This window comes from Pseudomonas sp. CGJS7 (genome assembly GCF_036961695.1).
Window position 1 is genome coordinate 13,913 of sequence record NZ_JBAMDI010000008.1, and the last position, 23,472, is coordinate 37,384.

At 61.3% G+C, this 23,472-nt stretch carries 25 protein-coding genes and 1 pseudogene; 12 read left to right on the forward strand and 14 right to left on the reverse strand.

The window, feature by feature from the left end:
- Positions 1-113: 113 nt before the first annotated feature.
- The 4 genes from V7787_RS07265 to V7787_RS07280 all read right to left on the reverse strand — a co-directional run bounded on the left by V7787_RS07265 (position 114) and on the right by V7787_RS07280 (position 4,328).
- Positions 114-1,472, reverse strand: coding sequence for an aspartate aminotransferase family protein (locus V7787_RS07265; RefSeq protein ID WP_064493512.1), 1,359 nt, complete (start codon positions 1,470-1,472; stop codon positions 114-116).
- A 69-nt stretch (positions 1,473-1,541) separates the two neighbouring features.
- Positions 1,542-2,315 carry a gamma-glutamyl-gamma-aminobutyrate hydrolase family protein gene (locus V7787_RS07270; RefSeq protein ID WP_064493511.1) on the reverse strand — a complete coding sequence of 258 codons (774 nt, stop codon included), beginning with the start codon at positions 2,313-2,315 and terminating at the stop codon, positions 1,542-1,544.
- An 84-nt stretch (positions 2,316-2,399) separates the two neighbouring features.
- The gene (locus V7787_RS07275; protein ID WP_064493510.1) at positions 2,400-3,746 is read right to left on the reverse strand and encodes a glutamine synthetase family protein; all 1,347 of its coding nucleotides are present in this window, start codon (positions 3,744-3,746) and stop codon (positions 2,400-2,402) included.
- 27 nt (positions 3,747-3,773) lie between these two features.
- Positions 3,774-4,328: a helix-turn-helix domain-containing protein gene (locus V7787_RS07280; protein WP_064493509.1), complete on the reverse strand. Its 555-nt coding sequence runs from the start codon at positions 4,326-4,328 to the stop codon at positions 3,774-3,776.
- A gap of 213 nt (positions 4,329-4,541) precedes the next feature.
- Between V7787_RS07280 and V7787_RS07285 the strand changes: the two genes are divergently transcribed.
- The 4 genes from V7787_RS07285 (at position 4,542) to V7787_RS07300 (ending at position 7,689) form a co-directional block, all read left to right on the forward strand.
- Positions 4,542-5,435, forward strand: coding sequence for a LysR substrate-binding domain-containing protein (locus V7787_RS07285; protein ID WP_064493519.1), 894 nt, complete (start codon positions 4,542-4,544; stop codon positions 5,433-5,435).
- Positions 5,436-5,534: 99 nt separating this feature from the next.
- Positions 5,535-6,239, forward strand: a complete 705-nt coding sequence (locus V7787_RS07290) for an SDR family oxidoreductase (protein WP_064493508.1) — start codon at positions 5,535-5,537, stop codon at positions 6,237-6,239.
- A gap of 81 nt (positions 6,240-6,320) precedes the next feature.
- Positions 6,321-6,713 (forward strand): GFA family protein, encoded by a 393-nt coding sequence (locus V7787_RS07295; protein WP_081273312.1) that lies wholly within the window; start codon positions 6,321-6,323, stop codon positions 6,711-6,713.
- A gap of 136 nt (positions 6,714-6,849) precedes the next feature.
- The gene (locus tag V7787_RS07300) at positions 6,850-7,689 is read left to right on the forward strand and encodes an AraC family transcriptional regulator (RefSeq protein ID WP_064493507.1); all 840 of its coding nucleotides are present in this window, start codon (positions 6,850-6,852) and stop codon (positions 7,687-7,689) included.
- Between the two features lie 71 nt (positions 7,690-7,760).
- On the opposite strand, the gene V7787_RS07305 is transcribed toward V7787_RS07300, so the two are convergent.
- The 5 genes and pseudogenes from V7787_RS07305 to V7787_RS07325 all read right to left on the reverse strand — a co-directional run.
- On the reverse strand, positions 7,761-8,735 hold the full coding sequence (locus V7787_RS07305; protein ID WP_064493506.1) for a DMT family transporter: 975 nt from the start codon (positions 8,733-8,735) through the stop codon (positions 7,761-7,763).
- Positions 8,732-9,295: a TetR/AcrR family transcriptional regulator gene (locus V7787_RS07310; RefSeq protein WP_064493505.1), complete on the reverse strand. Its 564-nt coding sequence runs from the start codon at positions 9,293-9,295 to the stop codon at positions 8,732-8,734. The genes V7787_RS07305 and V7787_RS07310 overlap by 4 nt, the downstream gene beginning before the upstream one ends.
- Positions 9,296-9,733: 438 nt before the next feature.
- Positions 9,734-10,177 (reverse strand): hypothetical protein, encoded by a 444-nt coding sequence (locus V7787_RS07315; RefSeq protein ID WP_158666136.1) that lies wholly within the window; start codon positions 10,175-10,177, stop codon positions 9,734-9,736.
- Positions 10,178-10,620: 443 nt separating this feature from the next.
- Positions 10,621-10,929 carry a chorismate mutase gene (locus V7787_RS07320; RefSeq protein WP_064491076.1) on the reverse strand — a complete coding sequence of 103 codons (309 nt, stop codon included), beginning with the start codon at positions 10,927-10,929 and terminating at the stop codon, positions 10,621-10,623.
- 211 nt (positions 10,930-11,140) lie between these two features.
- A pseudogene (locus V7787_RS07325) lies at positions 11,141-11,278 on the reverse strand (site-specific integrase); the annotation flags it as partial.
- Positions 11,279-11,375: 97 nt separating this feature from the next.
- Between V7787_RS07325 and dusA the strand changes: the two are divergent.
- The 3 genes from dusA to V7787_RS07340 all read left to right on the forward strand — a co-directional run bounded on the left by dusA (position 11,376) and on the right by V7787_RS07340 (position 15,502).
- Complete coding sequence (dusA, locus tag V7787_RS07330) at positions 11,376-12,386, forward strand: tRNA dihydrouridine(20/20a) synthase DusA (RefSeq protein ID WP_064491077.1); 1,011 nt, start codon at positions 11,376-11,378, stop codon at positions 12,384-12,386.
- A gap of 156 nt (positions 12,387-12,542) precedes the next feature.
- A complete protein-coding gene (gene tal / locus V7787_RS07335) occupies positions 12,543-13,469 on the forward strand; it encodes a transaldolase (RefSeq protein ID WP_020190071.1) in 927 nt (308 codons plus the stop codon).
- 179 nt (positions 13,470-13,648) lie between these two features.
- Positions 13,649-15,502, forward strand: coding sequence for an alkaline phosphatase D family protein (locus tag V7787_RS07340; protein WP_064491078.1), 1,854 nt, complete (start codon positions 13,649-13,651; stop codon positions 15,500-15,502).
- Positions 15,503-15,647: 145 nt separating this feature from the next.
- Here the strand turns inward: V7787_RS07340 and rssC are convergent, their stop codons facing one another.
- Positions 15,648-16,130, reverse strand: coding sequence for an anti-sigma factor antagonist RssC (gene rssC, locus V7787_RS07345; RefSeq protein WP_010953152.1), 483 nt, complete (start codon positions 16,128-16,130; stop codon positions 15,648-15,650).
- On the reverse strand, positions 16,127-17,308 hold the full coding sequence (rssB, locus tag V7787_RS07350; protein ID WP_010953151.1) for a two-component system response regulator RssB: 1,182 nt from the start codon (positions 17,306-17,308) through the stop codon (positions 16,127-16,129). The genes rssC and rssB overlap by 4 nt, the downstream gene beginning before the upstream one ends.
- A 270-nt stretch (positions 17,309-17,578) precedes the next feature.
- Between rssB and V7787_RS07355 the strand changes: the two genes are divergently transcribed.
- Positions 17,579-17,878, forward strand: a complete 300-nt coding sequence (locus tag V7787_RS07355; protein WP_014859666.1) for a PilZ domain-containing protein — start codon at positions 17,579-17,581, stop codon at positions 17,876-17,878.
- A 34-nt stretch (positions 17,879-17,912) separates the two neighbouring features.
- On the opposite strand, the gene V7787_RS07360 is transcribed toward V7787_RS07355, so the two are convergent.
- Positions 17,913-18,620 carry an MlaA family lipoprotein gene (locus tag V7787_RS07360; protein ID WP_064491079.1) on the reverse strand — a complete coding sequence of 236 codons (708 nt, stop codon included), beginning with the start codon at positions 18,618-18,620 and terminating at the stop codon, positions 17,913-17,915.
- A gap of 201 nt (positions 18,621-18,821) precedes the next feature.
- On the opposite strand from V7787_RS07360, the gene V7787_RS07365 reads away from it, so the two are divergent.
- Positions 18,822-19,385: a hypothetical protein gene (locus V7787_RS07365; RefSeq protein WP_064491080.1), complete on the forward strand. Its 564-nt coding sequence runs from the start codon at positions 18,822-18,824 to the stop codon at positions 19,383-19,385.
- A 122-nt stretch (positions 19,386-19,507) separates the two neighbouring features.
- A complete protein-coding gene (locus V7787_RS07370) occupies positions 19,508-19,771 on the forward strand; it encodes a DUF4404 family protein (RefSeq protein WP_003248815.1) in 264 nt (87 codons plus the stop codon).
- Between the two features lie 34 nt (positions 19,772-19,805).
- Here V7787_RS07370 and queF read toward each other — a convergent pair whose 3' ends face one another.
- Both queF and V7787_RS07380 read right to left on the reverse strand, forming a co-directional pair.
- On the reverse strand, positions 19,806-20,636 hold the full coding sequence (gene queF, locus V7787_RS07375; RefSeq protein ID WP_064491081.1) for an NADPH-dependent 7-cyano-7-deazaguanine reductase QueF: 831 nt from the start codon (positions 20,634-20,636) through the stop codon (positions 19,806-19,808).
- A gap of 68 nt (positions 20,637-20,704) precedes the next feature.
- The gene (locus V7787_RS07380; RefSeq protein WP_336086935.1) at positions 20,705-21,232 is read right to left on the reverse strand and encodes a cupredoxin domain-containing protein; all 528 of its coding nucleotides are present in this window, start codon (positions 21,230-21,232) and stop codon (positions 20,705-20,707) included.
- 200 nt (positions 21,233-21,432) lie between these two features.
- Between V7787_RS07380 and cinR the strand changes: the two genes are divergently transcribed.
- A complete protein-coding gene (gene cinR / locus V7787_RS07385) occupies positions 21,433-22,113 on the forward strand; it encodes a two-component system response regulator CinR (protein WP_064491083.1) in 681 nt (226 codons plus the stop codon).
- A complete protein-coding gene (gene cinS, locus V7787_RS07390) occupies positions 22,110-23,462 on the forward strand; it encodes a two-component system sensor histidine kinase CinS (RefSeq protein WP_064491084.1) in 1,353 nt (450 codons plus the stop codon). Before cinR ends, cinS begins: the two co-directional genes overlap by 4 nt.
- Positions 23,463-23,472 lie beyond the last annotated feature (10 nt).

Sequence of the window (23,472 nt, forward strand, 5' to 3'; positions counted from 1 at the left end):
CAAAGCAAAATGCTTTGCGGGTGGTGCCTGACGTGAAATGTACGATTGCGGCACCGATCGAGCACCGCGCAGGCGGTGCTTGATCTCACAGGTGCTGAGAACAGCTTCTGCCGCTACCGAACAGCCTCATAAGTCAGGTCCAGGCACTTGCGGGCTTTCTCCACCAGTTCGTCGATCTCTTCGATACTGATCACCAGCGGTGGCGCGATGATCATGGTGTCGCCTACAGCGCGCATGATCAGGCCGTTGTCGAAGCAGTGCTGGCGACAGATCATGCCGACACCTTTGCCTTCATGACGGGCACGGGTGGCCTTGTCTTTCACCAACTCGATCGCACCGAGCATGCCCAGGCCGCGCACTTCGCCTACCAGCGGGTGGTCGGCCAGTTCGCGCAGGCGTTGTTGCAGATACGGCGCGGTTTTATCATGCACCTGCTGGATGATCTGCTCGTCACGCAGGATCCGCAGGTTCTCCAGGCCCACCGCCGCCGCCACAGGGTGGCCGGAATAGGTGAAGCCGTGGTTGAAGTCGCCGCCTTCGCTGATGACCTTGGCCACCTCGTCACGCACAATCACCCCGCCCATGGGGATGTAACCGGAGGTCAGGCCCTTGGCGATGGTCATCAGGTCAGGCTTGAGGTCGTAGTAATCGGTGCCGAACCACTCACCGGTACGGCCGAACCCGCAGATCACTTCGTCGGCGACGAAGAGGATGTCGTACCTGGCCAGGATTTCCTTGATCTTCGGCCAATAGGTCTGCGGTGGAATGATCACGCCACCGGCGCCCTGGATCGGCTCGGCGATGAAGGCGGCAACGTTGTCCACGCCAACTTCGAGGATCTTCTTCTCCAGTTGCTCGGCCGCCCACACGCCGAAGTCGGCCTCGGTCATGTCGCCGCCTTCGCCGAACCAGTATGGCTGCGGGATGTGCACGATATCCGGGATCACCCCGCCCTGCTGGTGCATGCCACTCATGCCGCCCAAGGCCGCGCCCGCCACGGTAGAGCCGTGGTAGCCGTTGATGCGGCCAATGATGACCTTCTTGTTCTTCTGACCCTTTAGTGCCCAGTAATGGCGGACCATGCGCAGCACGGTGTCGTTGCCTTCGGAGCCGGAGCCGGTGAAGAACACGTGGTTCATGCCTTGCGGGGCCACCTCGGCGATCGCCTTGGCCAGCTCCAGCGCAGGCGGGTGCGCGGTCTGGAAGAACAGGTTGTAGTAAGGCAACTGCTTCATCTGCTGGCTGGCGACCTCGGCCAGCTCATCGCGACCATAGCCGACCGCCACGCACCACAGGCCGGCCATGCCATCGAGAATCTTGTTGCCCTCGCTGTCCCACAGGTACACGCCCTTGGCCGAGGTGATGATGCGCGGGCCTTTCTCGGCCAGTTGCCTGACATCGCTGAACGGGGCCAGGTGATGGTCGCGGCTCATGGTTTGCCAGGCAAGGGTCTGCGAATTCTGTTCACTCATTGACTTCACTCCATCAAGTTGCGCAGCCGCGCTGCGAGGGTATTTTCTACAGGTGGGAAAGGTGGCTGCTCAGGCAGACAGCAACAGCCTCTGGCGCAGTACCGAGCGGTGCCGGCAGGCCTTGCCAAAGGACTGGAAGATGGCCAGGTAATGGGGGTTATCCATGACCTGGAACTCGGGGTGCCATTGCACGCCCAGGACAAAGCCCTTGCTGCTCTCGACCGAAATCGCTTCCACCAGGCCATCGGGTGCCAGCGCTTCCACCCTCAGCCCGGGGGCCAGTACGTCGATGCCTTGGCCGTGGATGGAATTGACATCGAATATCGCCGGCAAGCCCATGCGGTCGAGCATGCCGCCAGGCTCTACATGCAGGGTGTGGCGCGGCCCGTATTGCTTGTCGAGGGGCTCATCCTTGCCTTCGCGGTGGTCCATGAACATGCCGGTCTCGTGGACCTTCTGGTGCAGGGTGCCACCCAACGCCACGTTCATTTCCTGGAAGCCACGGCAAATGCCGAGTACCGGTACGCCGGCGGCGATGGCGGCGCGCATCAGCGGCAACGTGGTGGCATCGCGCAGTTGGTCGTGATGGGTGCCCTCGGCACTGGCCGGGCCGTTGTAGTGGTACGGCTCGATGTTGGACGGCGAACCGGTGAAGATCAGCCCATCCACCACGTCGAGAATATCGGCGCTGTCCATCAACTCACCGAGGCTGGGAATGACGATGGGCAGCCCACACGCTGCCTTGGCTGCCGCGCGCGCGTACTTCTCGCTGATGGTCTGGGTTGCATGCAGCTCAATCATGCTGGTGCATGCGGTAATGCCGATCACGGGCACACGTGGCATATCTTCCTCCGGCAAATCCATATTGCGCGTTGTATTGAAACGGTAGAAAGGGAGGGTGCAGCGTCGCTGTTCCAACCTCGGTACCTACAGGAACCAGCGGTATTCGCGGGCATCGATGTGGTGCATGAAGTCCAGTTGCTCCTGGTATTTGTTTTCGCAATAGACCATCACGAACTCGCTGCCCAGGCCTTGGTTGACCACCGGGTGATGACGCATGGCGGCCAAGGCACTGAGGGCATCCTTGGGGAAGTCGATGCCGCTCTGGCGGTTGTCGTTCAGCGGGGCGATGGGCTCCACGCCGCGATCCAGGCCATGCTCCATCCCGGTCAAAATGGCCGCCAGTACCAGATACGGGTTGGCGTCGGCACCAGCGAGGCGGTGCTCGATGCGCAGGTTGCGCGGGTCGGACTCGGGGATGCGGATGCACGCGTCACGGTCTTCGAAACCCCAGCTGGCCTTGCTCGCCGCGTTGACCATGGCGCCATAACGTCGGTAGGCATTGTGGTTGGGGGCAAAGATCGGCATGCAGTGCGGCAGCAGTTCCAGGCAGCCTGCCACCGCATGGCGCAGCTTGCGCTGTTCGCTTCCCGCCAGGATGTTATTGCCGGCGGCGTCGTACAGGCTGACGTGCACATGCATGCCGCTGCCTGGCGCGTCCAGGTAGGGTTTGCTCATGAAGCTGGCACGGTAGCCATGCTTCATCGCGATACCGCGGGTACTGCGGCAGAACAGTGCCGACCAGTCCGCCGCACTGAGGGCATCGTCGCTGTGGGAGAAGTTGATCTCGAACTGGCCTGGGCCCAGCTCTGCGGTGATGACGTTCGCCGGCACGCCCTGCTCGTTGGCGCCATCGACCATCTCGTGCAGGACCGACGAAAAGCGCGACAACCGCTCGATGTGCATGTTCGGCTGATCGTCCTGATCCTCGGTCGCCGTGTCACGTGGATACTGTGGCAGGCCGTTATCAAGCTTGCGGTCGAACAGGTAGAACTCCAGTTCGAACGCCACCACCGGGCGGATGCCACGCTTGGCCAGACGCTGAAGCACACGCGCCAGCACTTCACGAGGCTCGAATTCGATCGGCTTAGCAGTGCCGTCGGACGTGATCAGCATCTGGGCGATCACTTCCTTTTCCCAACGCACCGGCTTCAGCGTACCCGGCACCAGGCGCCGGGCGGCATCCGGGTCGCCGTCGGCGAAGCAATAGTCACCAATCGGGTAAAGGCCGCCCTGGGTACCCAGCAGCACGCAGTTCTGCGGCAGCTTCAGTGGCGCACCGGCTGCGACTTTTTCCAGCATGTCCATGGGGTAGCGCTTGCCGTAGAAGTGCCCGGGGATGTCCAGCGCAATCAGGTCGACATAGCGAATTGCCGGGTGCTCTGCTCGGAACGAGCGCACTTCAGCCAGCAGATCCGGAAAGATGACACTCATCTTCTTATCCTTGTGAGGTGAACGAATTCAATTGAAGACCCAGAGCACGCGGGTGGTTCTGTCCGTCAGGTTGGCGTAACGGAACGGCGCATGGGGTTGCAGCTGGAAGCAGTCGTTGGCTTGCAGGGTCACGGCATCGCCCTGGTCCAGCCACACCGTGAGTTCGCCCTCGAGCACGAAACAGCCCTGCTCGGAACGGTCGCTCAAGTACGCCTCCCCACTGGTGGCGCCCGGCTCGAGGAGGCTGTCGAGCATGGAGAAGGCGCCTGCGATGGTCGGCGAAGCCAGTACATCGGTGATGCCCGACTCCAGGTACAACGTGCGCCGCTCGTGGGGGCGCGTGACCCAGCCAATGCTGCGGGGCTTGCTCAGGTTGTAGAAGTACGCGGTCGATACGCCGAGCGCTTCGCTGATAGCGGTGAGGTCTGCCACGGTCGGGCGCGAAACGCCGCGTTCGACCTGGGAGAGGAAACCCACCGAGCGGTTGATGCGCTCGGCCAGTTCACCCAAGGTCAGGTTCTTGAATTTGCGCAGGTCGTGAATAAGGATCGCGAGGGCTTCAACCTCTTCGTGCATCTTCATCGTTTCGGACTGCCGTGAAATTTTTAGACTTATTTTTCATGAAAATTTACATGAAAAATTTCACGCGTCAAGCCAAACGATGGAAATGTGCAGCCGCCAACAGAGGGCTTGCTGCGCAGCGTGGCGGATTGGCTGCGGTGGCGCGGGTTTCTTTACTGGCGCTCGGCGAGTAGCCTCGTGGCTGAATCCTCCAGCCCGACCCTGTCCATCGCCATGCCAAACGGTTTCCCTGATTTGCCCTCGCTCAATGCGCTACGTGTGTTCGAAGTGGTTGCCCGCCACCTGAACTTCCGCCTGGCCGCCGAAGAGCTGGGGGTGACCCAGGCGGCAGTGGCACAACAGATACGCGGGCTGGAAGCGAGCCTGAACCTTCGTTTGTTCGAGCGCCTGCCCCGGGGCCTGGCACTGACCGATGCGGGGCTGGGCTACAGCGGCAGCATTCGCAACGCCTTGGCGATGATCGATGAGGCAACCCGCCTGCTGCGGCCACAGGCGTCTCACCTGACGGTCAGCGTGACACCAACCTTTGCCTCCAAATGGCTCATTCCCCGGCTGGGCAGCTTTGCGCACAGCCATCCGGACATCGATTTACGTGTACTGGCCACAGATCGGCTGTCCCACTTCAATACCGACGGCGTGGATCTCGCAGTCCGCTATGGCAAGCCCGACATCGGCGCGGGCTTGAACAGCGAACTGTTGATGGAACAGCGTATCGTCGCCGTGGCCAGCCCAACGTTGTTCGAAGCCAGCAAAACCCCCACCAGCTTCGAGCAGCTTCAAGCGTTCACCCTGCTCCACGATGCCCATGATTTCTGGCCTCGGTTCCTTGCACAACTGTTCCCGCAACACGGGCAAGCGACTGCCAGAAACCTGCGGTTCAACCAGACTTCATTGGCCATCGATGCCGCCATCAGTGGTCAGGGTATTGCGTTGGCAAGCCTGGCGTTCGTCAGTGATGACATCGTCGCGGGCAGGCTGACCCAGGTCTTCGCTCAGCAACTCAGGCTCGATAAGTCGTTCTACCTGGTATGGCCACGAAAGTTGCAGCAGCCGGAGTCGCTCGGCATTGTCCAGCGCTGGCTCAAGCAACAGGCAGGCAATAGTTAATCTACTGCCTTGGTGAAGTTTAGCTGTCTCCCTCGCTGCCATAACTGCTGCTAATTTTAGTGCGCCTAAGCATTCAGCGATTAACGTTCCGGAGGCAGCATGTCAGTAGAAAAAGTTGCGATCATCACAGCAGGTGGCAGTGGTATGGGCGCGGCAGCGGCACGGCGCCTGGCCGCTGACGGGTTCAAGGTTGGCATCCTTTCCTCCTCGGGCAAGGGCGAAGCCCTGGCTGCCGAGCTTGGTGGTATTGGCGTAACGGGTAGCAACCAGTCGGTTGAGGACCTGAAACGCCTGGTCGATGCCGTGGTGGAAAAGTGGGGGCGCATCGACGTGCTGGTCAATAGCGCCGGCCATGGTCCGCGCGCGCCAATCCTGGAAATCAGCGACGAAGACTGGCACAAGGGCATGGACACCTATCTGCTCAATGTCATTCGCCCGACTCGCCTGGTGACGCCCTACATGCAGCGCCAGAAAGGGGGTGTGATCATCAACATTTCCACCGCCTGGGCGTTCGAGCCGAGTGAGCTGTTCCCGACGTCTGCAGTGTTCCGCTCGGGCCTGGCCGCATTCACCAAAATCTTCGCCGACCAATTCGCCGGGGACAACGTGAGGATCAACAACGTCCTCCCCGGCTGGATCGACAGCCTGCCAGCCACCGAACAGCGCCGCGACAGCGTGCCGCTCAAACGCTATGGCACCTGCGAGGAAATCGCCGCCACCATTGCGTTTCTTGCCAGCGAAGGCGCTGCCTACATCACCGGGCAGAACATCAAGGTCGATGGCGGCTTGACACGTAGCGTTTGATTGCCTGTCGGCCCGCAGGCCAGTCGACTGATCGGGCCAAGGCGTTTACGCTGGCGCTTTCCCACCTGCACGGAAGCGCCAATGACAGAGGCATACCAAGGAAGCTGCTTGTGCGCAGCCGTCTCTTACCTGCTACTCACCCCACCCAAGGCAGTGAGCCACTGCCACTGCAGCCAGTGCCGCAAAAGTCACGGCGCCGCATTCGCTTCGTACGGCAGCATTCCGCGCAGCATGCTGCGCATATTGCGCGGCGCGTCCAGCATCAAGGCCTTTTCTTCATCACCGACGGTTACGCGCGAGTTCTGCACGGAGTGCGGCTCGACCTTGTTCTGGTCACGCGCCCAAGGTGAGTTTGCCGACTGGATTTCGATAGCACTGGGAACGCTTGATACACCGTTCCTGCCCAGGAAGCAGAAACATGTTCACGTCGACGCTGCTGCCCCTTGGTACTCACCGTGTAACCCTGACTCATAACGCTTGGCAGCACATCAAGCCACCCGATAGAGCAATCACGGCTAGGCACCCCGGTGCCTGAACAACGGATGCTAGCGCTTACCGCACCTTCCAGAGATTCCGTTCGTTGACTGACTCACAGCACAACCCTAGCTACATGAAACGGTTCGAAACCGTGCTTGCCTACATCGACAGCCACCTCGAAGGTGACCTGTCGGTGAATGCCTTGAGCCGCATCGCCAACTTCTCGGCATTTCACTTCCATCGGCAGTTCACGGCCTACATGGGCGTTCCGGTTTCACGGTATGTGCAACTGATGAGGCTTCGACGCGCAGCGCATCAACTGGTCGCCTCGCCCGCGACGCCCATACTGGAGGCCGCATTCGGCGCCGGTTTCGAAAGCCCCGAAGCCTTTGCCAGAGCGTTCAAGCGCGCCTTCGGCATGGCGCCGAGCGCGTTCGCCAAGGCACCGAACTGGCAGGCCTGGAGTGCGGTATTCAATGTTCCTCAGCGATCCAGGAGTATCACCATGCAGATCCGTATCGTGAATTTCGCCGAAACCCGCGTGGCCGCGCTCGAACACCAAGGGCCGCCCGGCCTGGTCAGCGAAAGCGTCGCGCGTTTTCGCCAATGGCGCATGCACAGCGGCCAGTCGCCTGTGGCCAGCAGCCGTACCTTCGGTATCCCCTACGACAACCCCGACACCACCCCGGCCCACGCCTTTCGCTTTGCCGTGTGCGGCGAGATAGACGAGGCAGTGCAGCCCAACGATTTCGGGGTGCATGAACGGGTAATACCGGCGGGGCGCTGTGCCGTGATTCGACATACCGGTTCGCCTGACTACATTGGCGAAACCATCTACCCGCTTTATCGTGACTGGCTGCCATCGAGCAACGAAGAACTGCGTGATCATCCGTTGTTCTTTCATTACCTGAGCGTGTACCCGGAAACGCCACTGGAGCAATGGCAGACGGACATCTACGTGCCGCTGAAATAGGCTGAGCCATGCACAGCGGGCGTAGCCAACTTGGCCGGCCCAGACGCATGGCCGGGCAACCGAGCCGGGGATCAGATACGTACCCTGGATGCCTCGCCATGCGTCTGGAGGCGTATTTGCTTGCGATAAAAGGCGTGAATAGCCCACACCACCCCTACGAACAACAAGGCTGTACCAAGCGCTTCCATAGGAGACGGCCAGCGCTGGTTGATGAGCAGGCCCATCGTAGTTGCATAAATGGTCCCGCTGGCAATCAATTGCCCGCTCAGCGCCAGCGGAAGACGCCGCGTTGCGATTGACCATGCCCAGGCACCTGCAAGGGTGGCCCCTAACCCCTGAATCAGCCCACAGACGATCAGCGCCTGAGTACCTGCCAATCCGCTCGGATAGCTAGCGAAATGAGACAGTTTCAAGTACAGCCCAACCGGGATGAACGCCAGCATTTCGACGCTGCACATGAAGATCAACATGGCTGACCACAACATGGGAGACATGCTTGGGCGTCGAGCCAAAGCACTTTCATTCAACAGACCAAAACCGGTCCAGAATGCGACTGCCAACAACGATGCAAGCAACCCAAGCAGTAACGACGCGGTCGGGAGCACTACCGCCGCACGGCTAGCATCAAACACGCTCAGATTGACCAGGCTGATGCCCAGGGCCGCCACCATCAGTGGCCCGGCAATGGCGCGCCAAGGCACGCTGGCGCTGCGCATGTTGCCGGCAATCGCGAGCACGATCGGTACTGACCCCATCATCACAGGGGGGATCACCGGCCCGGCTGCTAAAACCGCAGTGGTGATCAGGAAGAAGTAGCCAATGTATCCCAAGAAGCCCAGCAGTGCGGCACAGGCCCAGTCACTCAGTCGCAATTGCCGCACTTCGCTGCGGTAAACGAACAGCACCAGCAGGCTACCTAACCCGGCAAAGGCATAGCTCACCACCGCCAGGTCAAAAAGGCTGTAATCACCGACCAGCCCAGGAAAAATGTAGAGCAGTGACCAGGAAAAGGTGGCGGCAATGGCCGCTAACAGGCCCAGGGTCATACGCTCTGCTCCTGCCTCTGAATCCAGCAATGAGCTATTTGCCGGGCAGTGTCGAATACCCGCATGTCCTGGCCCATCGCGCCGCTGACAAAACTGCCTTCCAACAAGATAAACAACCCTTGGGCAACTGCGTCGGGGTCGTTTATACCGGCGCTTATGGCCAAGGCAGCAAGGTTTTCGCGTATCCCTTGCTTATGCCTGCTCACTGCTAAATGCACGGGGTGGCTAAACTGGGGGAACTCAGCCGCACTGTTAACGAACAGGCACCCGCGCTCGCTATCTTTCAAAAGAAAGCGTTCATACAGATCGAAAAAAGCGAGCATGCCACTGACCGGCTCAGGATGCCCAGCCAGGGTGCGCGCTACCTCTTCACGCCAGCGTCGGTCACGCTCCTCAAGGCAAGCCACTATCAGCGCATCCTTGGAGGGGAAATGACTGTAGAGCGTCATTTTGGTAACACCCGCCATCGCGGCAATGGCCGTTACCCCCGTCACGTACAAACCTTGCGACAGAAACAGCTTCAGCGCGGCATCAATCAAACGCTCACGGGTATTGTCCAATTCAAGGCACTCCGGCAAAGGGACGGAGCTGACTATACTGACCGGTAAGATTCAGGCCGCATCCAGATACGACCTGAAGCATGGCCGCTACGACACAGAGCGCAGCAGCAAAACGCAGGCCTGGCCAATCAGAGACTTGCTACGCCAGCTAAGCGCCCCCTGTACTTGGGATGCGAATCTGGGCTGTGTGGCTGATCGTGCCGTCTACCCGCTTGCGAAACACCGCTTGGCCCAACGTGTCTTGGCCATGCCGGTGGCAACTGTGTTTACCGAGATCGATCCCGACCCGTGCTGACTCGCTCGTGATGATGGCCTCCAAAACAAAACACCCTGCGAAAGCTTAGCCCTCGCAGGGTGTGGGGGTGACCCGTTCATTTAGCCCGGCCTACGCTGGGCTTTCGTGCACGCTAAAGCCGGTACAGCATGGATGCGGTCAAATCATCGATCATTTTTTGAAGAAGACCCGACAGCGTTGCTGAGGCCTTTCGAATTATGATCGCCTGGCGTCGTTCCAGAGATGGCCGTGGACTTGGCCAAACCGCGAGTGTCCTTGGAGTGAGCGACACCCGAGGTGGTGGTGCCATGACCGTTGTCGCTGTTGCGCGAGCTTCCGTAATGATTGCCGCTTACCCCATGATCGCGTGTCGCCTTTCCGGCGTGATCACTTCCAAGGCCCTTCCCGCTTCCACTATGCCCTCCCATGCCACCGCCATGTCCGGCGCCGTTTCCACCGCCATGTCCGCCGCCACCGCCATGACCACCGCCGCCACCACCGCCGCCCTTGGCATAAGCGGAACTGATAGGGGAGATATCGGCGGGCAAGAATGCCGTCATTCCGAGTGCCAATGCACAAGCAAAGACAGCAACCAAAGGTTTTCTCATTTTTGTTCGGCTCCGGAGACGCGAGTGGATAGCTAAAGTGCAGGTTGGACCTGACACAGACACCAAAGTTCTCGCATTCCGACAGGCTGCCAGGGAAACGCCGATCACGTTTCCCGAGCGCGTAGTAAGCAACATCTCGACCCCGCCAGCCCATTTTTCGGCCGATAGCGCAGCGTTCAATAAACTATCGGCGCCCAATCAAATGGTTCGACAGCGCAAACATCGTGGTCAGTTGTGCAGTGTTCTTGGCCAAGGGGTTTGCCTTGATGGGCATTTTCGCCACGGGACTGTCTCGCTACCTGTACCGGCGGCCACGGCTGGTGAATGGGCTGAACGTGGGCGCAGGCCTCACCTTCGTCGCGTCTGGCGTCTCGATTGCGGCGTTGAGCCAGAGATAGCAAGCAGGAGAAAGCGGCGGGGCTGCGTATGAGCCCCGCGTTTCATCACGATGCTGAAGCCTTGACGGCCAGCTTCGCATGGGTGTTCAGTTCCTCAGCGATGAAGGCCGAAATCATCGCCCGATAGACCTGCTCCACCACCTCAGCCGAGGCACCGGTTTCGTCAGCCATCTCACGAACCTTCTTGATCACTTGCTCGACCCGAGCAGGCGCACGCACATCATCGGTGGTTTTCTTGAAGCTCGCTGCTTGCGTCACGAGCCTTCCACGTTTGGCGAGAAGCGAAACGAGGCTGCGGTCGATTTCATCGATCCGTTGACGGACTTCGTCCAGAGAGGTGCAACGTACATCCATTTGCTTGACTTCCTTTTCAGAAGCCTGCGATTGATTGGAGCAGGCTGTCGTGGGTGATCGGGGCGTGCAGTGTAGCTTCTGTGCTAGGTCTGCTTCACGCTCCGCAGAGGGGTGTAACGCCGCAGGGATATCCCAGTCCATTTCGAATAACCAGCTCACGCCTGCGTGGCGCAGATCGCGAAAATGCAGATCCTCCACGCCAACCATCTGTCGCCCAGGCTTGGGCAGCCTGCTGGCGGGCGAATGTCTGGGACCTTTGGTAGACTAGGACACCCTTTTTCTTGAGGCGGATCTGGACGGTATAGCTAACCATTCCATCGGCCTTTTTCCTTGCTCTGATCGTTGCCATGATTTCCGGTGGTACGAGTGTGTTTGGCGGCGGTAGCCCGCACCACTGTCAAACCCAACACGCCCCCGGAAAATGGTACATAAATGCGTAGCCCAGAATGCTCCTAGAAAACGCTTCAAAGCCACAAACCACGCGCCCTGAGCCGTCACGCCGCTTCAGCGTTGCCCCCATGATGGACTGGACCGACAGACATTGCCGGTTCTTCCTGCGCCTGCTCTCCCGGCAAACCCTGCTCTACACCGAAATGGTCACCACCGGTGCCCTGCTGCACAACGACGCTCACCGTTTCCTGCGCCACGATGCTTCTGAGCACCCGTTAGCCCTCCAACTGGGCGGCAGTGTGCCGGCCGACCTGGCCGCGTGTGCGCGCCTGGCTGAAGAAGCGGGCTACGATGAGGTCAACCTCAACGTTGGCTGCCCGAGCGACCGGGTGCAGAACAACATGATCGGCGCGTGCCTGATGGCTCACCCGGCGCTGGTGGCCGACTGCGTGAAGGCCATGCGAGATGCCGTATCGACGCCTGTCACGGTGAAGCACCGCATTGGTATCAACGGCCGTGACAGCTACGCCGAACTGAGCGACTTCGTCGGCCAGGTGCGTGAGGCCGGCTGCCGAAGTTTTACCGTGCATGCACGCATCGCGATTCTGGAAGGGCTGTCGCCGAAAGAGAACCGCGAGATTCCGCCGCTGCGCTATGACATCGCAGCGCAGTTGAAGAGGGACTTCCCGGACCTGGAGATCGTGCTCAACGGCGGGATCAAGACCCTGGACGAATGCCAGGCACACCTTGAAACCTTCGATGGCGTGATGCTGGGGCGCGAGGCGTATCACAACCCTTATCTGCTGGCCGAGGTGGACCAGCAACTGTTTGGCAGCGATGCGCCGGTGGTCAGCCGTAGCGAGGCATTGGCGCAACTGCGGCCTTACATCGTGACGCATATGGAAAGTGGCGGTGCGATGCACCACGTTACCCGGCATATTCTGGGGCTGGCCCAAGGATTCAAAGGGGCGCGGCGCTTCCGCCAGTTGCTGTCGGCAGACATTCACAAGGCGGCCCAACCCTTGGCGGTGTTTGACCAGGCCGTGGAGTTGTTGCAAGGGCGGTGACCTCAGAGGGAGGGAACCTCGGGCTTGCTTGCGACTCGAACCTTCACCTTTCGTACAGCCCCGTGCGGGCCAGCGGGTCCGCAGGGTTTCGGCGGCCCTTGAGCGGCTGCCGGGGCTCGGGTAATGTCGAGTAAATGCACAGGACAGAGCACGCCCATGACCTCCAAGCTGGAACAACTCAAGCAGTTCACCACCGTGGTCGCCGACACCGGGGACCTGGACGCCATCACCCGCCTGAAGCCGGTCGATGCCACCACCAACCCGTCGCTGCTGCTCAAGGCTGCTGCCATCCCGGGGTACGCCGATCTGCTCAAGCAGGTGAAGGCCGACGCCAAAGGTAATGTCGACCTGGCCTGCGACAAGTTTGCGGTGGCGGTAGGCTCGGGCATTCTCAAGGTCATCCCGGGGCGTATCTCCACCGAGGTGGATGCTCGCCTGTCGTTCGATGAGCCAGCCCTGCTGAACAAGGCTCGTCAGCTAATCGCCCTGTACGAGGCGGCCGGAGTGGCAAAAGAGCGCGTGCTGATCAAGCTGGCCTCCACCTGGGAAGGCATTCGTGCCGCCGAGCAGCTGGAGAAGGAAGGTATCCAGACCAACCTGACCCTGTTGTTCTCCTTCGCCCAGGCCCAGGCTTGTGCCGATGCCGGGGTGTTTTTGATTTCGCCGTTCGTGGGCCGTATCTACGACTGGTACAAGAAGAGCACCGGCCAGGAATACGTGGGCGCCGAGGACCCAGGCGTGCAGTCGGTCACCCGCATCTACAACTACTACAAGGCCAATGGTTACAACACTGTGGTGATGGGCGCCAGCTTCCGCAATATCGGCCAGATCGAACAACTGGCCGGCTGTGACCGCCTGACCATCAGCCCCGAGCTGCTGCAGCAGCTCAGCGATGACCAGGGTGAGTTGCCGCAGGTGCTGAAACCGGGCAACGCCGGTGAAGCCAAGCAGCACCTGAACGAAAGCCAGTTCCGCTGGGCGATGAACGAAGACGCCATGGGCACCGAGAAACTGGCCGAAGGTATCCGCCAGTTTGCGCGGGACCAGGAAAAGCTGGAGAAGTTGATGGCTGAAAAGGCCTGATACAGTTCGTGTTTGCCTGACGGGCGGGAAGTGTTCAGTATTTTCCGCCCGTTTTGTTTGCCACGCCTTAGTTGTGTATTGAATTCTCGGGCCTGTTCGCGGGCCAGCCCGCTCCTACACCGATCGATGTAAGGGCGGGCTTGCCCGCGAACAGGCCGCCATAGCCACCCGAGCTGTCGATGACCTCCCCTAACCCGTTGCCCCTCGTTCTCGCCGGCCCGGTACTGCGCCGCCTGGAACCCCAGCGTCTGGCCGTCTGGCTGGTCACTACCCAACCACTGCAGCCCGAGTTCGTCTGCCTGGCAAGCAAGGCCCATGTCGATTGCCAAGTGGTGCCGATTGGCCGGCATGCCTACGTTCACCTGCTGGACATCCAATTCGCCAGCCCCCTGCCCTGCAACCAGCTGCTCGACTACGACCTGCTGATCAACGGCCAGGGTATCGCCGACTGGGCGCCGCACCTGCTCTACCCCGGCGCCCAGCGCCCAAACCTGGTGCTGCGTGAGCGCCTCGACCAGTTGCTGCACGGCTCCTGCCGCAAGCCGCACCACCCTGCTGCCGACGGCCTGCTGTGCGCCGACCGGCTGCTGCAGGGGTGCAAGAAGCCCGAAGACCGCCCCGCCGTGCTGGTGATGACGGGCGACCAGGTTTACGCAGACGATGTCGCTGGCCCCATGCTGCGCGCCATCCATAGCCTGATCTCGCGCCTGGGCTTGTTCGACGAGCAACTGGAGGGTGCGGTGGTAGCCGACAGCCAGGCGCTGTACCAGCACCCGGCCAGCTACTACCACCGCGCCGACCTGCTGCCGGCGCTGGAACGCAACGATACCCTGCGCGAGCGTTTTTTCGGCGGCAAGCGCAAGCCGATCTTCTCGTCCAGCAACGCCGACAACCATCTGGTGACCTTCGCCGAAGTCATGGCCATGTACCTGTTGGTGTGGTCGCCGGTGCCCTGGCAGCTGGTGGACCTGGGCATCCCCAGCGGGCTCAGCGACGAGCATCAAGCCCGATACCGGCAAGAGCTGCCGCTGATCCAGGGGTTTGCCGACAATCTCGGTCAGGTGGCGCGGGTGATGGCCCACCTGCCCTGCCTGATGATCTTCGACGACCACGACATCACCGACGACTGGAACCTCTCGGCGCAGTGGGAGGAAACGGCCTACGGCCACCCATTCTCGCGAAGGATCATCGGCAACGCCTTGCTCGGCTACCTGCTCTGCCAGGCCTGGGGCAACAGCCCGGACGATTGCAATCCGCTGATCGAACAGTGCCAGGTGCTGACCCGCCAGAACCAGGATGAGTTGATAGGCGAGCTGCTGCGCTTCCAGGGCTGGCAGTTCAGCCTGCCTACAGAACCACCGCTGCTGGTATTGGACACCCGCACCCGCCGCTGGCGCAGCGAAAGCAACCTGGCCAAGCCGTCCGGCCTGCTGGACTGGGAAGCGCTGAGTGAATTGCAGCAAGCACTGCTCGATCATCCTTCGGCGGTCATCGTGTCACCTGCGCCGATTTTCGGGGTGAAGCTGATCGAGACGGTGCAGAAGGTGTTCAGCTGGCTGGGCTACCCCCTGCTGGTGGATGCCGAAAACTGGATGGCCCACCGCGGTGCAGCACAGGTCATCCTCAATATCTTCCGCCACTCGCGCACGCCGGGGCACTACGTGGTGCTGTCGGGGGATGTGCATTACTCGTTCGTGTATGAGGTGCTGATTCGCCACCGCCAGCGCAGCCCGCACTTGTGGCAGGTGACTAGTAGCGGAATCAAGAACGAGTTCCCCCGGCGCTTGCTGGATGTGCTCGACCGGCTCAACCGCTGGCTGTATGCGCCACGCTCGCCGCTCAACTGGTTTACCAAGCGCCGAGAAATGGAGGTGATGCCGCGTACGCCCAGCCACAGCAAGGCCGGGGAACGGCTGTGGAATGGTGCCGGGCTGGGACAGGTGTTCTTTGATGAACAGGGGCGGCCGGCGCGGGTGTATCAGCTGGATGCGGGCGGGGGTGAGGCTACAGAGTTTAAAAACCGGGAGCAGTGAGATTCAGAATTTTTACAGCCTGTGCCGGCCTCTTCGCGGGTAAACCCGCTCCTACACCTGATTGGGGGTGGACACACATTGGTGTTTGGGCGCAGGCCGTCGTAGGAGCGGGTTTACCCGCGAAGAGGCCGGCACAGGCCAGAGATCAGCTCCGCTCCAGCGCATTGACCAGATCATGGAAGGCTTCGCGGTTGGAGTCATTCAGGCCCATGAGGATCTTGTGCGCCTCCAGCACCTTGGAGCGCACCACATCTTCATTCTGGTCCTGCGACGGCAAGTCGGTCAGGCAATCGGTGCAGGGTATCGGCCGATCGACGATGTTGAACACCTGATCGAAGCCCATCGACTGCAATAGCCGTGAAATGTCCGGATTGGTAGTCACCACCGTCGGCAGCAGGCCCACCTTCTGCCGCGACAGGATCGACAGCTTCGCCAGCAGGCCCAGCGTGGTGCTGTCGATACTCTCGGTTTCAGTCAGGTCGATGACAATCGCCGAGAAGTTCAGCGCAGTGAAAATTTTCTCGATCGTCGCATCCAGCGCCGAACACAGGGTCAGGCGCACTTCACCAACGAATTTCAGTACGAAGGTACCGCTCTGCTCGGCGAACTGAATTCTACCGGTACTCATTGAAGGTTCCTGCTCAACACCAATAGGGCGATATCATCCGGCATCTCCCCAAGCGTAGCCAATCCAAATCGTTGACGCAGCCCATCCAGACTGCCACCTGCTGCCTTGACGATCTCCGGCAAGGCGGCTTCTTTATCTTTGAGCGTATCACCCGGCAAAAGGTCCAGAATGCCATCGGACATCAGGCTGAGGCTGAACTGCGGGGGTAGCTCCACCACCAAGTCCTGGTAGGTGGCCTCATCGAACAACCCCACCGGCAGGCCGCGGCCTTCCAGGTAGCGGCAATGTTCGGGGGTGTACAGTACCGGCAACGGCAAATGGCCGCCGACAGCGTAGGTCAGCAGGCCGGACTCTTCGTCGATCACCCCGCCGACCATGGTGACGTGCTTGCCCAGCTTGCTGTTGATCAGGCCGCGGTTGATGTGGCTGAGCACTTCAGACGGCTTGAACTCACGCATTCTGCTGCGCTTGAGCTCGAACATGAGGCGCGTGGTCATGAATTTCAACAGCACGGTGACAAAGGCCGACGACGCCCCATGCCCGGATACATCGGCGAGGTAGAAAGCAATGCGCCGCTCGTCCACGCGGAAATAATCGACAAAATCACCCGAAAGATACAACGACGGGATGATCTGGTGCTCGAAGGCGAACTCGCCGGCCACCCAGGGGCTTTCCGGCAACATGTTCATCTGCACCTGGCGACCGGCGGTCTGGTCCTCCTGCAACAGGTGCAGGCTGGCCTCCAGTTCGCGGTTGGCGGCTTCGAGCTTGTCGCGGTAGCGCTGGTTTTCCAGCACAAGGCGCGAGCGGTCGAGGGCGCGGCGCACCGAATGCTCGAGTACGGCCAGGTCTTCCAGCGGCTTGATGAGGTAGTCGGCGGCGCCCAGGCGCAACGCTTCCACCGCATCACTCATGACGCCGGCACCGGACACCACGATCACCGGCAACTGCGGCGCACGCTCGCTGACCTGACGGATCAGTTCGAGGCCGCCCATCTGCGGCATGCGCAGATCGCAGATCACGAGGTCGGGCTGGTGTTCTTCGAAGACCTGAAGCCCCTGCTGGCCATTACCGGCCTGGAGGACGCTGAAACCACTGTCTTCAAGATAGGCGGCGAGGCTGGCACGGACCACGTCGTCGTCATCGATGATCAGCAGCGTTGCACTGGTTTTCTGCATGTGGGCGAACGGCGCCGATTTAGGTTGGTGCAGCGGTGTCGGCAAGGCAGACGGCCAGCTACGGGAATTCTTTATGGTCACACTCTACTTGAGTTGTAGGACAAGAACACCTGCCCGGCAACTGTCAGAGGTACCTTGTAAGGCGCAGACGGTACTCCCATCCGGCAGGGGTTTCAAGCATGCTGGGGTCGACCTCGCCGCTCTTTACAGGGCAAATCACCGGGAGTTATAAGAAAGTCGACCAGCGCAACCCGACGGGAAGGATGCAGCATGCCCCACACGCCCTCCAGCCATAGCGAGAAACGCGACTTCATTCGCATGCGCATCGACACCGAGGTCAGCCTTTTGCACGAAGGCCAGGTGATTGCGGCGGTGTGCCTGGACCTGTCCAGCGGCGGCATGCAAGTGCAGGCGCCACAGCGCTTTCTGGTGGGTGATCAGATCGAGGTACGGATCGACTCCGACCATCCGGCGCTGAAGGGGCTGCATGCCAGCACCGAAGTGGTATGGATTGCCGACCAGCCGGGCGGGCAGCAGAAGTTCGGGCTGCGGATTCTGGCCATGCATTGAACTAGGGGCCGCTTTGCGGCCCCAGGTTCACAGATCAGAAGTCGTCTTCGACCTCGCCATCCTTCACCTTGAACTCGCGGTTTTGCAGGTAGGCATTGCGAATGAAGATGTACTTGTCACCCTGAATCAGCTTTTCGGCCGAGAGCAGGCTGGCGCGGGTGTCGATCAGGTCCAACGCGAAGATCGAATTGCGCGTAGGCACGTGGTCGATGTAGCGATAGGGTTTGGTGTAGGTGTCCGGGTACTTGGCCACACCATCACGCACAGTGCTTGGGCCCAGCAGTGGGATGACCACATACGGCCCGCTCGGCACACCCCAGTAGCCCAGGGTCTGGCCAAAGTCCTCGTCGTTGCGCTGCAGGCCCATCTTGGTACCCACATCGAAGAAGCCACCCAGGCCGAAGGTGGTGTTGACGATCAACCGCGCCGTATCCACGCCCGCCGCATGCGGCTTGAGCTGCAACACGTTGTTGGCCAGGTTGGTCACGTCCCCCAGGTTGCGAAAGATGTTGTGGATGCCATCTTCGAGGAACTGTGGAGTGACCGCCTGGTAGCCCTTGGCCAATGGTTTGAGGGCATAGGTGTCGAGGGTGTCGTTGAAGCGGAAGATCGGGCGGTTGACCGCTTCCCAGGGATCTTCCTCGGTGGCGGCCTGGGTGGCTGCCGCGGGCGCCAGCAGCATGCTGGCGCAGACACAGGCCTGGGTGACTCGTTCGATCACACTGGCACCGATCCTACGCATAGATGTTTCTCCATCGAATTTCTTGGCCGCAAGCGCAACACATCGCGCTGCTATCAAGGCGGCAGTATAGAGACTTGCGGGCTGATAAACAGCCTTACACATTTTTGCTCAATATTTTGTGAACAACTGTTGCGCAGCGGGCGATGTCACAGGACGGTAACAATCAACGCATAGCCTTCGAACCATTTGGGGGAAGTTGCCATGGACACTGCGCCCGCCTTCACTGCTGTACTGTTCGGCTTGCGCGGCTGCCTGGTGCAGGCTACCCATGGCGCGCCATCACCCGCCCCCGGCGCCCTGGCCACCCTTGCCAGCCTGCGTCAGCGCCAAGTGCCGTGCATCTGGCTGGATGACCTCAATACCGCGCAAAGCGAGCGCCTGGCCCATGTGCTGCCCGACTGGCTGCCAGGGCATGCGGTCAATGACGTGCGCTGGCCGGCGCCGAACGCTTGCTGGCAGGCACTGATGGCGCTGGACAGCGAGCGCCTGGATGGCTGCGTATTGGTCAGCGGCGACCCGCGCCTGCTGCAGTCTGGCCTTAACGCCGGCTTGTGGACGGTAGGCCTGGCCGCCTGCAGCCCGTTATGCGACCGCACTTCTGCGCAATGGCAAGCCATGAGCCCGCAAGAGCAGGATCTGGCGCGCAGCAAGGCGACGCTGGCGCTGTTCAGCCTGGGCGTACACTCGGTGATCGACCATCTGGAAGCGCTGGACACCTGCCTGGTGGACATCGCCCAGCGCCGGCGCAAGGGTGAAAAACCCTGATACAGCCGTCTTGACGCGGATCATGCAAATCGGCAGCAGGTAGATTACCCTGAAGACAGGCCAGAACCTTTGCCACGTCGCCGAGGTCCATGGCTTGCCAAGCCATTGATGGAGAATAGCCAATGCCTGCCCGCGAATTGCAAGAGCGCCTGAACAGCTTGCGCGAGCAACTGGACCGCAACGTACCGCTTTCGGAAGAAGAGCTGGCCGCCCTGCACGAAGAGGCGCGCCAGATCGAGGCGCAACTGAAACTTGAGGAAGCCACGCCAGACAACAACCTGGTGGACGGCGTGAACCTGGCGATCGAACGCTTCGAGGCCGACCACCCCGACCTCACAGCCACCCTGCGCAGCATTGCCAACTCGCTGCACAGCATGGGGATCTGAAATAGCGGGGGCCGCAAAGCGGCCCCCCCCTGTATTACTGCCGGACCAGCCGTTTGTTATCCGGGCTGATCGGCCCGGTGCTGCGATACGGGTTGATGTCCAGCCCACCGCGGCGCACATAGCGCGCATAGACCGTCAGGTGCTCCGGCTGCAGCAGATTCTTCAGGTCCAGATAAATCCGTTCCACACACTGCTCATGGAAGTCGGCATGCTGGCGGAAGCTGATCAGATAGGTCAGCAGGCTGGCGTGGTCCAGCGCCCTGCCCTTGTACTCGACCACCACGCTGCCCCAATCCGGCTGGCCGGTGACTGGGCAGTTGGACTTCAGCAGATGGCTGTGCAGGGTTTCTTCCACCACCCGCTCCGGGTTGCAGCGCAACAGCTCTGGTTGCGGCTGCTCGTAGTTGCTGATGGCCACGTCCAGTGCATCGATGCACTGCCCCGGCAAAGCCACCACACCCTGGGCTTCAACCTCGGCCAAGGTGCGCACCTTCACCCCCACCGGCTTGCCGGCAGCGGCGGACAGGTCTTTTTCCAGGCAAGCCTGCAACGCGCCCAGCGAGGTGAACACTGTCTGGTTCAGCGAGTTGAGGTACAGCTTGAATGACTTGGACTCGATGATGTTTGGCGAATCAGCCGGGATGGCGAACTCGCCGATCGCTACCACCGGCTTGCCCGAAGGCAGCAGCCAGCTCAGCTCGAAGCAGTTCCAGTAATCCACCCCCTGCCAGGGCAAGGTCTGTGCAGTGACGCCCAGCTCGGCCCACTTGGCAGTGCGCGGGATCGGGAACAGCTGCTCCGGGGAGTAGGTGGCGATGTATTCGCTGGACTTGCCCAGCGGGGAATGTTCGGCAGCGGGATGCATGGAAACTGACCTAGAGGTTCGAAAATGCCCCTAGTCTACCGGTTTTGCACACCGCCTTGCAGGGCCAGTCACTCAATGGTCAATGTCCCGACCATACCCGCCTGGTAATGCCCCGGCACGTTGCAGGCAAACTCGATAGGCGCCGATTGGCGGAAGGTCCAGGTCAGTTCGGCGCGCTGGCCGGGCATGACCATCACAGTGTTGCCACCCCCGTGACCATGGCCGTCACCATGGTCCATCATTTGGCCGTGGTTCATCATCTTGCCGTGATCCATACCTTCGTGGTTCATCGCCTCGGTGAACATCTTGCCTTGCATGGCGACCATTTCCTTCTGGTGTTCGGCATGCATGGCCTTGTCGCCCAGGTTGAATTCGTGCGGCAGCCTGCCCTCGTTGACCAGCACGAAGCGCACCGTCTCGCCGGCTTTTACCTGCAGGCTTTTTGGCTCGAAGGCGATGTCCTTGAGCACCACGTTGACCGTACGGGTGGCCTTGGCCGCCGGGGCAGGCTCGCCAAAGGCGAAGGTCTGCGCCTGGCCAGCGAAAGCCGGCAGGCTGCCCAGGGCAAGGGTGGCGGCAATGAACAGGTGTTTCATGATGGCTCCGGGAATACACAGCAGGATGAAGCCACATTAGCCGGGGGCGACTGGCAGCTACCTGACAGGCACATTACAACTTTGTCAGCTTGGGCGAGCGGGCGCATCGTCACGTATCATTTCAGCCATCCCATTGCCCCTGTGCTAGCGGTAAAGCGGCGCCATAGGCTACGCACAATCTTTCAGAATATGGACAGCGCATGAAACTGCTGATCGTCGAAGACCAGGCCCGCACCGGCCAGTACCTGAGCCAAGGCCTGAGCGAGGCCGGCTTTGCCACCGAGCTGGCCACCGATGGCGAGACCGGCCAGTTCCTCGCCCTGACCGGCGACCACGACCTGCTGATCCTCGACGTGATGCTGCCCGGCCGCGACGGCTGGCAGATTCTTCAGGCCGTGCGCCAGGCTGGCCTGGATACGCCAGTGCTGTTCCTGACCGCCCGCGACGCCGTCGAGGATCGCGTGCATGGCCTGGAACTGGGCGCCGACGACTACCTGGTCAAGCCGTTCGCCTTTTCCGAACTGCTGGCCCGGGTACGCAGCCTGCTGCGCCGTGGCACCAGCCCGAGCCAGGACACGATCCTGAGCCTGGCTGACCTGCGCCTGGACCTGATCCGCCGCCGCGCCGAGCGCGCCGGGCTGCGCATCGACCTGACCGCCAAGGAATTCTCACTCCTTGAGCTGCTGCTGCGCCGCCAGGGTGAGGTACTGCCAAAATCGCTGATCGCCTCGCAGGTGTGGGACATGAACTTCGACAGCGACACCAATGTGATCGAAGTGGCCATCCGCCGCCTGCGCCTGAAGATCGACGACCCGCACCCCAACAAGCTGATCCACACTGTCCGCGGCATGGGTTACGTACTCGAAGAGCGCACCGATTGATGCGCCGGGTTTCCCTCGGCAGCCGCCTGGCCCTGCTGTTCGCCGCCTGCACCGCCACCGTCTCGCTGGGCGCCGGTCTGCTGTTCAGCCGGGCCAGCGAGCAGCACTTCGTCGAACTCGACCAACAACTGCTGGACTCGCGCCTGTCATTGTTTCGTACGCAACTGGCTGGTGTCAGCACGGCTGATGAGCTCCAGGCCCGCCTGCCTGCCCTGCACGATGAACTGAGTCACCAGGCCGACCTGGCCCTGCGTATCAGTGCCAGCAATGGCGCCACCTGGTTCGAAAGCCGCAGCGGGCTGCCGCATGCAGCGCAGGCCACCGGGCTGGCCACCCTGCATGCGCCAGGCATCGACTACCGCAGCCTGTCCGTGCCCCTGACACAGGGCGCCATGCAATCGCCGCGACTGACCCTGTACCTCGACATCACCCACCACCAGCACTTCCTGCAGGGCATGCAACGGCTGATCTGGCTGACGGTCGGCCTGTCGGCGCTAATCACCGCACTATTGGGTGCCTGGGCCGCCCGCAGCGGCCTGCGCCCATTGCGGCAGATGGGCCAGGTGGCCGCCAGCGTGTCAGCGCGCTCCCTCACCACCCGTCTGCCGGTGGCGCAGATGCCCGAAGAGTTGGCCGAGCTGGCCAGCAGCATGAACGCGATGCTGCAGCGCCTGGATGATGCCTTCCAGCGCCTGTCAGCGTTTTCCGCCGATATCGCCCACGAGTTACGTACGCCGCTGTCCAACCTGCTGACGCACACCCAGGTCACCCTCACCCGCCCACGCAGCCTCGAAGAATACCGAGAGGCGCTGCATGGCAACCTGGAAGAACTGCAATGGATGGCGCAGATGATCAACGACATGCTGTTTCTGGCCAAGGCCGACCACGGCCTGCTGGTACCAGGGGACGCGCCTTTGGCGCTGCATGACGAGGTGGATGCGCTGCTGGAGTACTACGCGCCTCTGGCAGAAGACAGCGACGTGCAGATGCTGCGCGAGGGTGAAGCCGTACTGCACGGTGACCGGCATATGCTGCGCCGGGCACTGTCCAACCTGCTGGACAACGCCATGCGCTTTACCCCGGCTGGAGGACAGATCAAGGTAACCCTGGGGCCGGGGCCGACGATCAACGTGGCCAATACCGGGCTGGCTATCGACCCGGCCGCGCTACCGCGGCTTTTCGACCGCTTCTACCGGGTGGACCCGGCTCGACGGGAAGGCAGCAGCGAGCATGCGGGGCTGGGCCTGGCGATTACCCGGTCGATCGTGCAGGCCCATGGCGGATGCATACGGGCGGAGTGCGAGGGTGGGTGGACCCGATTCGTGATCGAGTTCACTCAAGACCGGTGACCCTGGGGCG

Coding starts and splice junctions, on each gene's coding strand:
- V7787_RS07265 (WP_064493512.1), bottom strand. CDS start 1,472: ATGAGTGAACAGAATTCGCAGACCCTTGCCTGGCAAACCATGAGCCGC.
- V7787_RS07270 (WP_064493511.1), bottom strand. CDS start 2,315: ATGCCACGTGTGCCCGTGATCGGCATTACCGCATGCACCAGCATGATT.
- V7787_RS07275 (WP_064493510.1), bottom strand. CDS start 3,746: ATGAGTGTCATCTTTCCGGATCTGCTGGCTGAAGTGCGCTCGTTCCGA.
- V7787_RS07280 (WP_064493509.1), bottom strand. CDS start 4,328: ATGAAGATGCACGAAGAGGTTGAAGCCCTCGCGATCCTTATTCACGAC.
- V7787_RS07285 (WP_064493519.1), top strand. CDS start 4,542: ATGCCAAACGGTTTCCCTGATTTGCCCTCGCTCAATGCGCTACGTGTG.
- V7787_RS07290 (WP_064493508.1), top strand. CDS start 5,535: ATGTCAGTAGAAAAAGTTGCGATCATCACAGCAGGTGGCAGTGGTATG.
- V7787_RS07295 (WP_081273312.1), top strand. CDS start 6,321: ATGACAGAGGCATACCAAGGAAGCTGCTTGTGCGCAGCCGTCTCTTAC.
- V7787_RS07300 (WP_064493507.1), top strand. CDS start 6,850: ATGAAACGGTTCGAAACCGTGCTTGCCTACATCGACAGCCACCTCGAA.
- V7787_RS07305 (WP_064493506.1), bottom strand. CDS start 8,735: ATGACCCTGGGCCTGTTAGCGGCCATTGCCGCCACCTTTTCCTGGTCA.
- V7787_RS07315 (WP_158666136.1), bottom strand. CDS start 10,177: ATGAGAAAACCTTTGGTTGCTGTCTTTGCTTGTGCATTGGCACTCGGA.
- V7787_RS07320 (WP_064491076.1), bottom strand. CDS start 10,929: ATGGATGTACGTTGCACCTCTCTGGACGAAGTCCGTCAACGGATCGAT.
- dusA (WP_064491077.1), top strand. CDS start 11,376: ATGCTCCTAGAAAACGCTTCAAAGCCACAAACCACGCGCCCTGAGCCG.
- tal (WP_020190071.1), top strand. CDS start 12,543: ATGACCTCCAAGCTGGAACAACTCAAGCAGTTCACCACCGTGGTCGCC.
- V7787_RS07340 (WP_064491078.1), top strand. CDS start 13,649: ATGACCTCCCCTAACCCGTTGCCCCTCGTTCTCGCCGGCCCGGTACTG.
- rssC (WP_010953152.1), bottom strand. CDS start 16,130: ATGAGTACCGGTAGAATTCAGTTCGCCGAGCAGAGCGGTACCTTCGTA.
- rssB (WP_010953151.1), bottom strand. CDS start 17,308: ATGCAGAAAACCAGTGCAACGCTGCTGATCATCGATGACGACGACGTG.
- V7787_RS07355 (WP_014859666.1), top strand. CDS start 17,579: ATGCCCCACACGCCCTCCAGCCATAGCGAGAAACGCGACTTCATTCGC.
- V7787_RS07360 (WP_064491079.1), bottom strand. CDS start 18,620: ATGCGTAGGATCGGTGCCAGTGTGATCGAACGAGTCACCCAGGCCTGT.
- V7787_RS07365 (WP_064491080.1), top strand. CDS start 18,822: ATGGACACTGCGCCCGCCTTCACTGCTGTACTGTTCGGCTTGCGCGGC.
- V7787_RS07370 (WP_003248815.1), top strand. CDS start 19,508: ATGCCTGCCCGCGAATTGCAAGAGCGCCTGAACAGCTTGCGCGAGCAA.
- queF (WP_064491081.1), bottom strand. CDS start 20,636: ATGCATCCCGCTGCCGAACATTCCCCGCTGGGCAAGTCCAGCGAATAC.
- V7787_RS07380 (WP_336086935.1), bottom strand. CDS start 21,232: ATGAAACACCTGTTCATTGCCGCCACCCTTGCCCTGGGCAGCCTGCCG.
- cinR (WP_064491083.1), top strand. CDS start 21,433: ATGAAACTGCTGATCGTCGAAGACCAGGCCCGCACCGGCCAGTACCTG.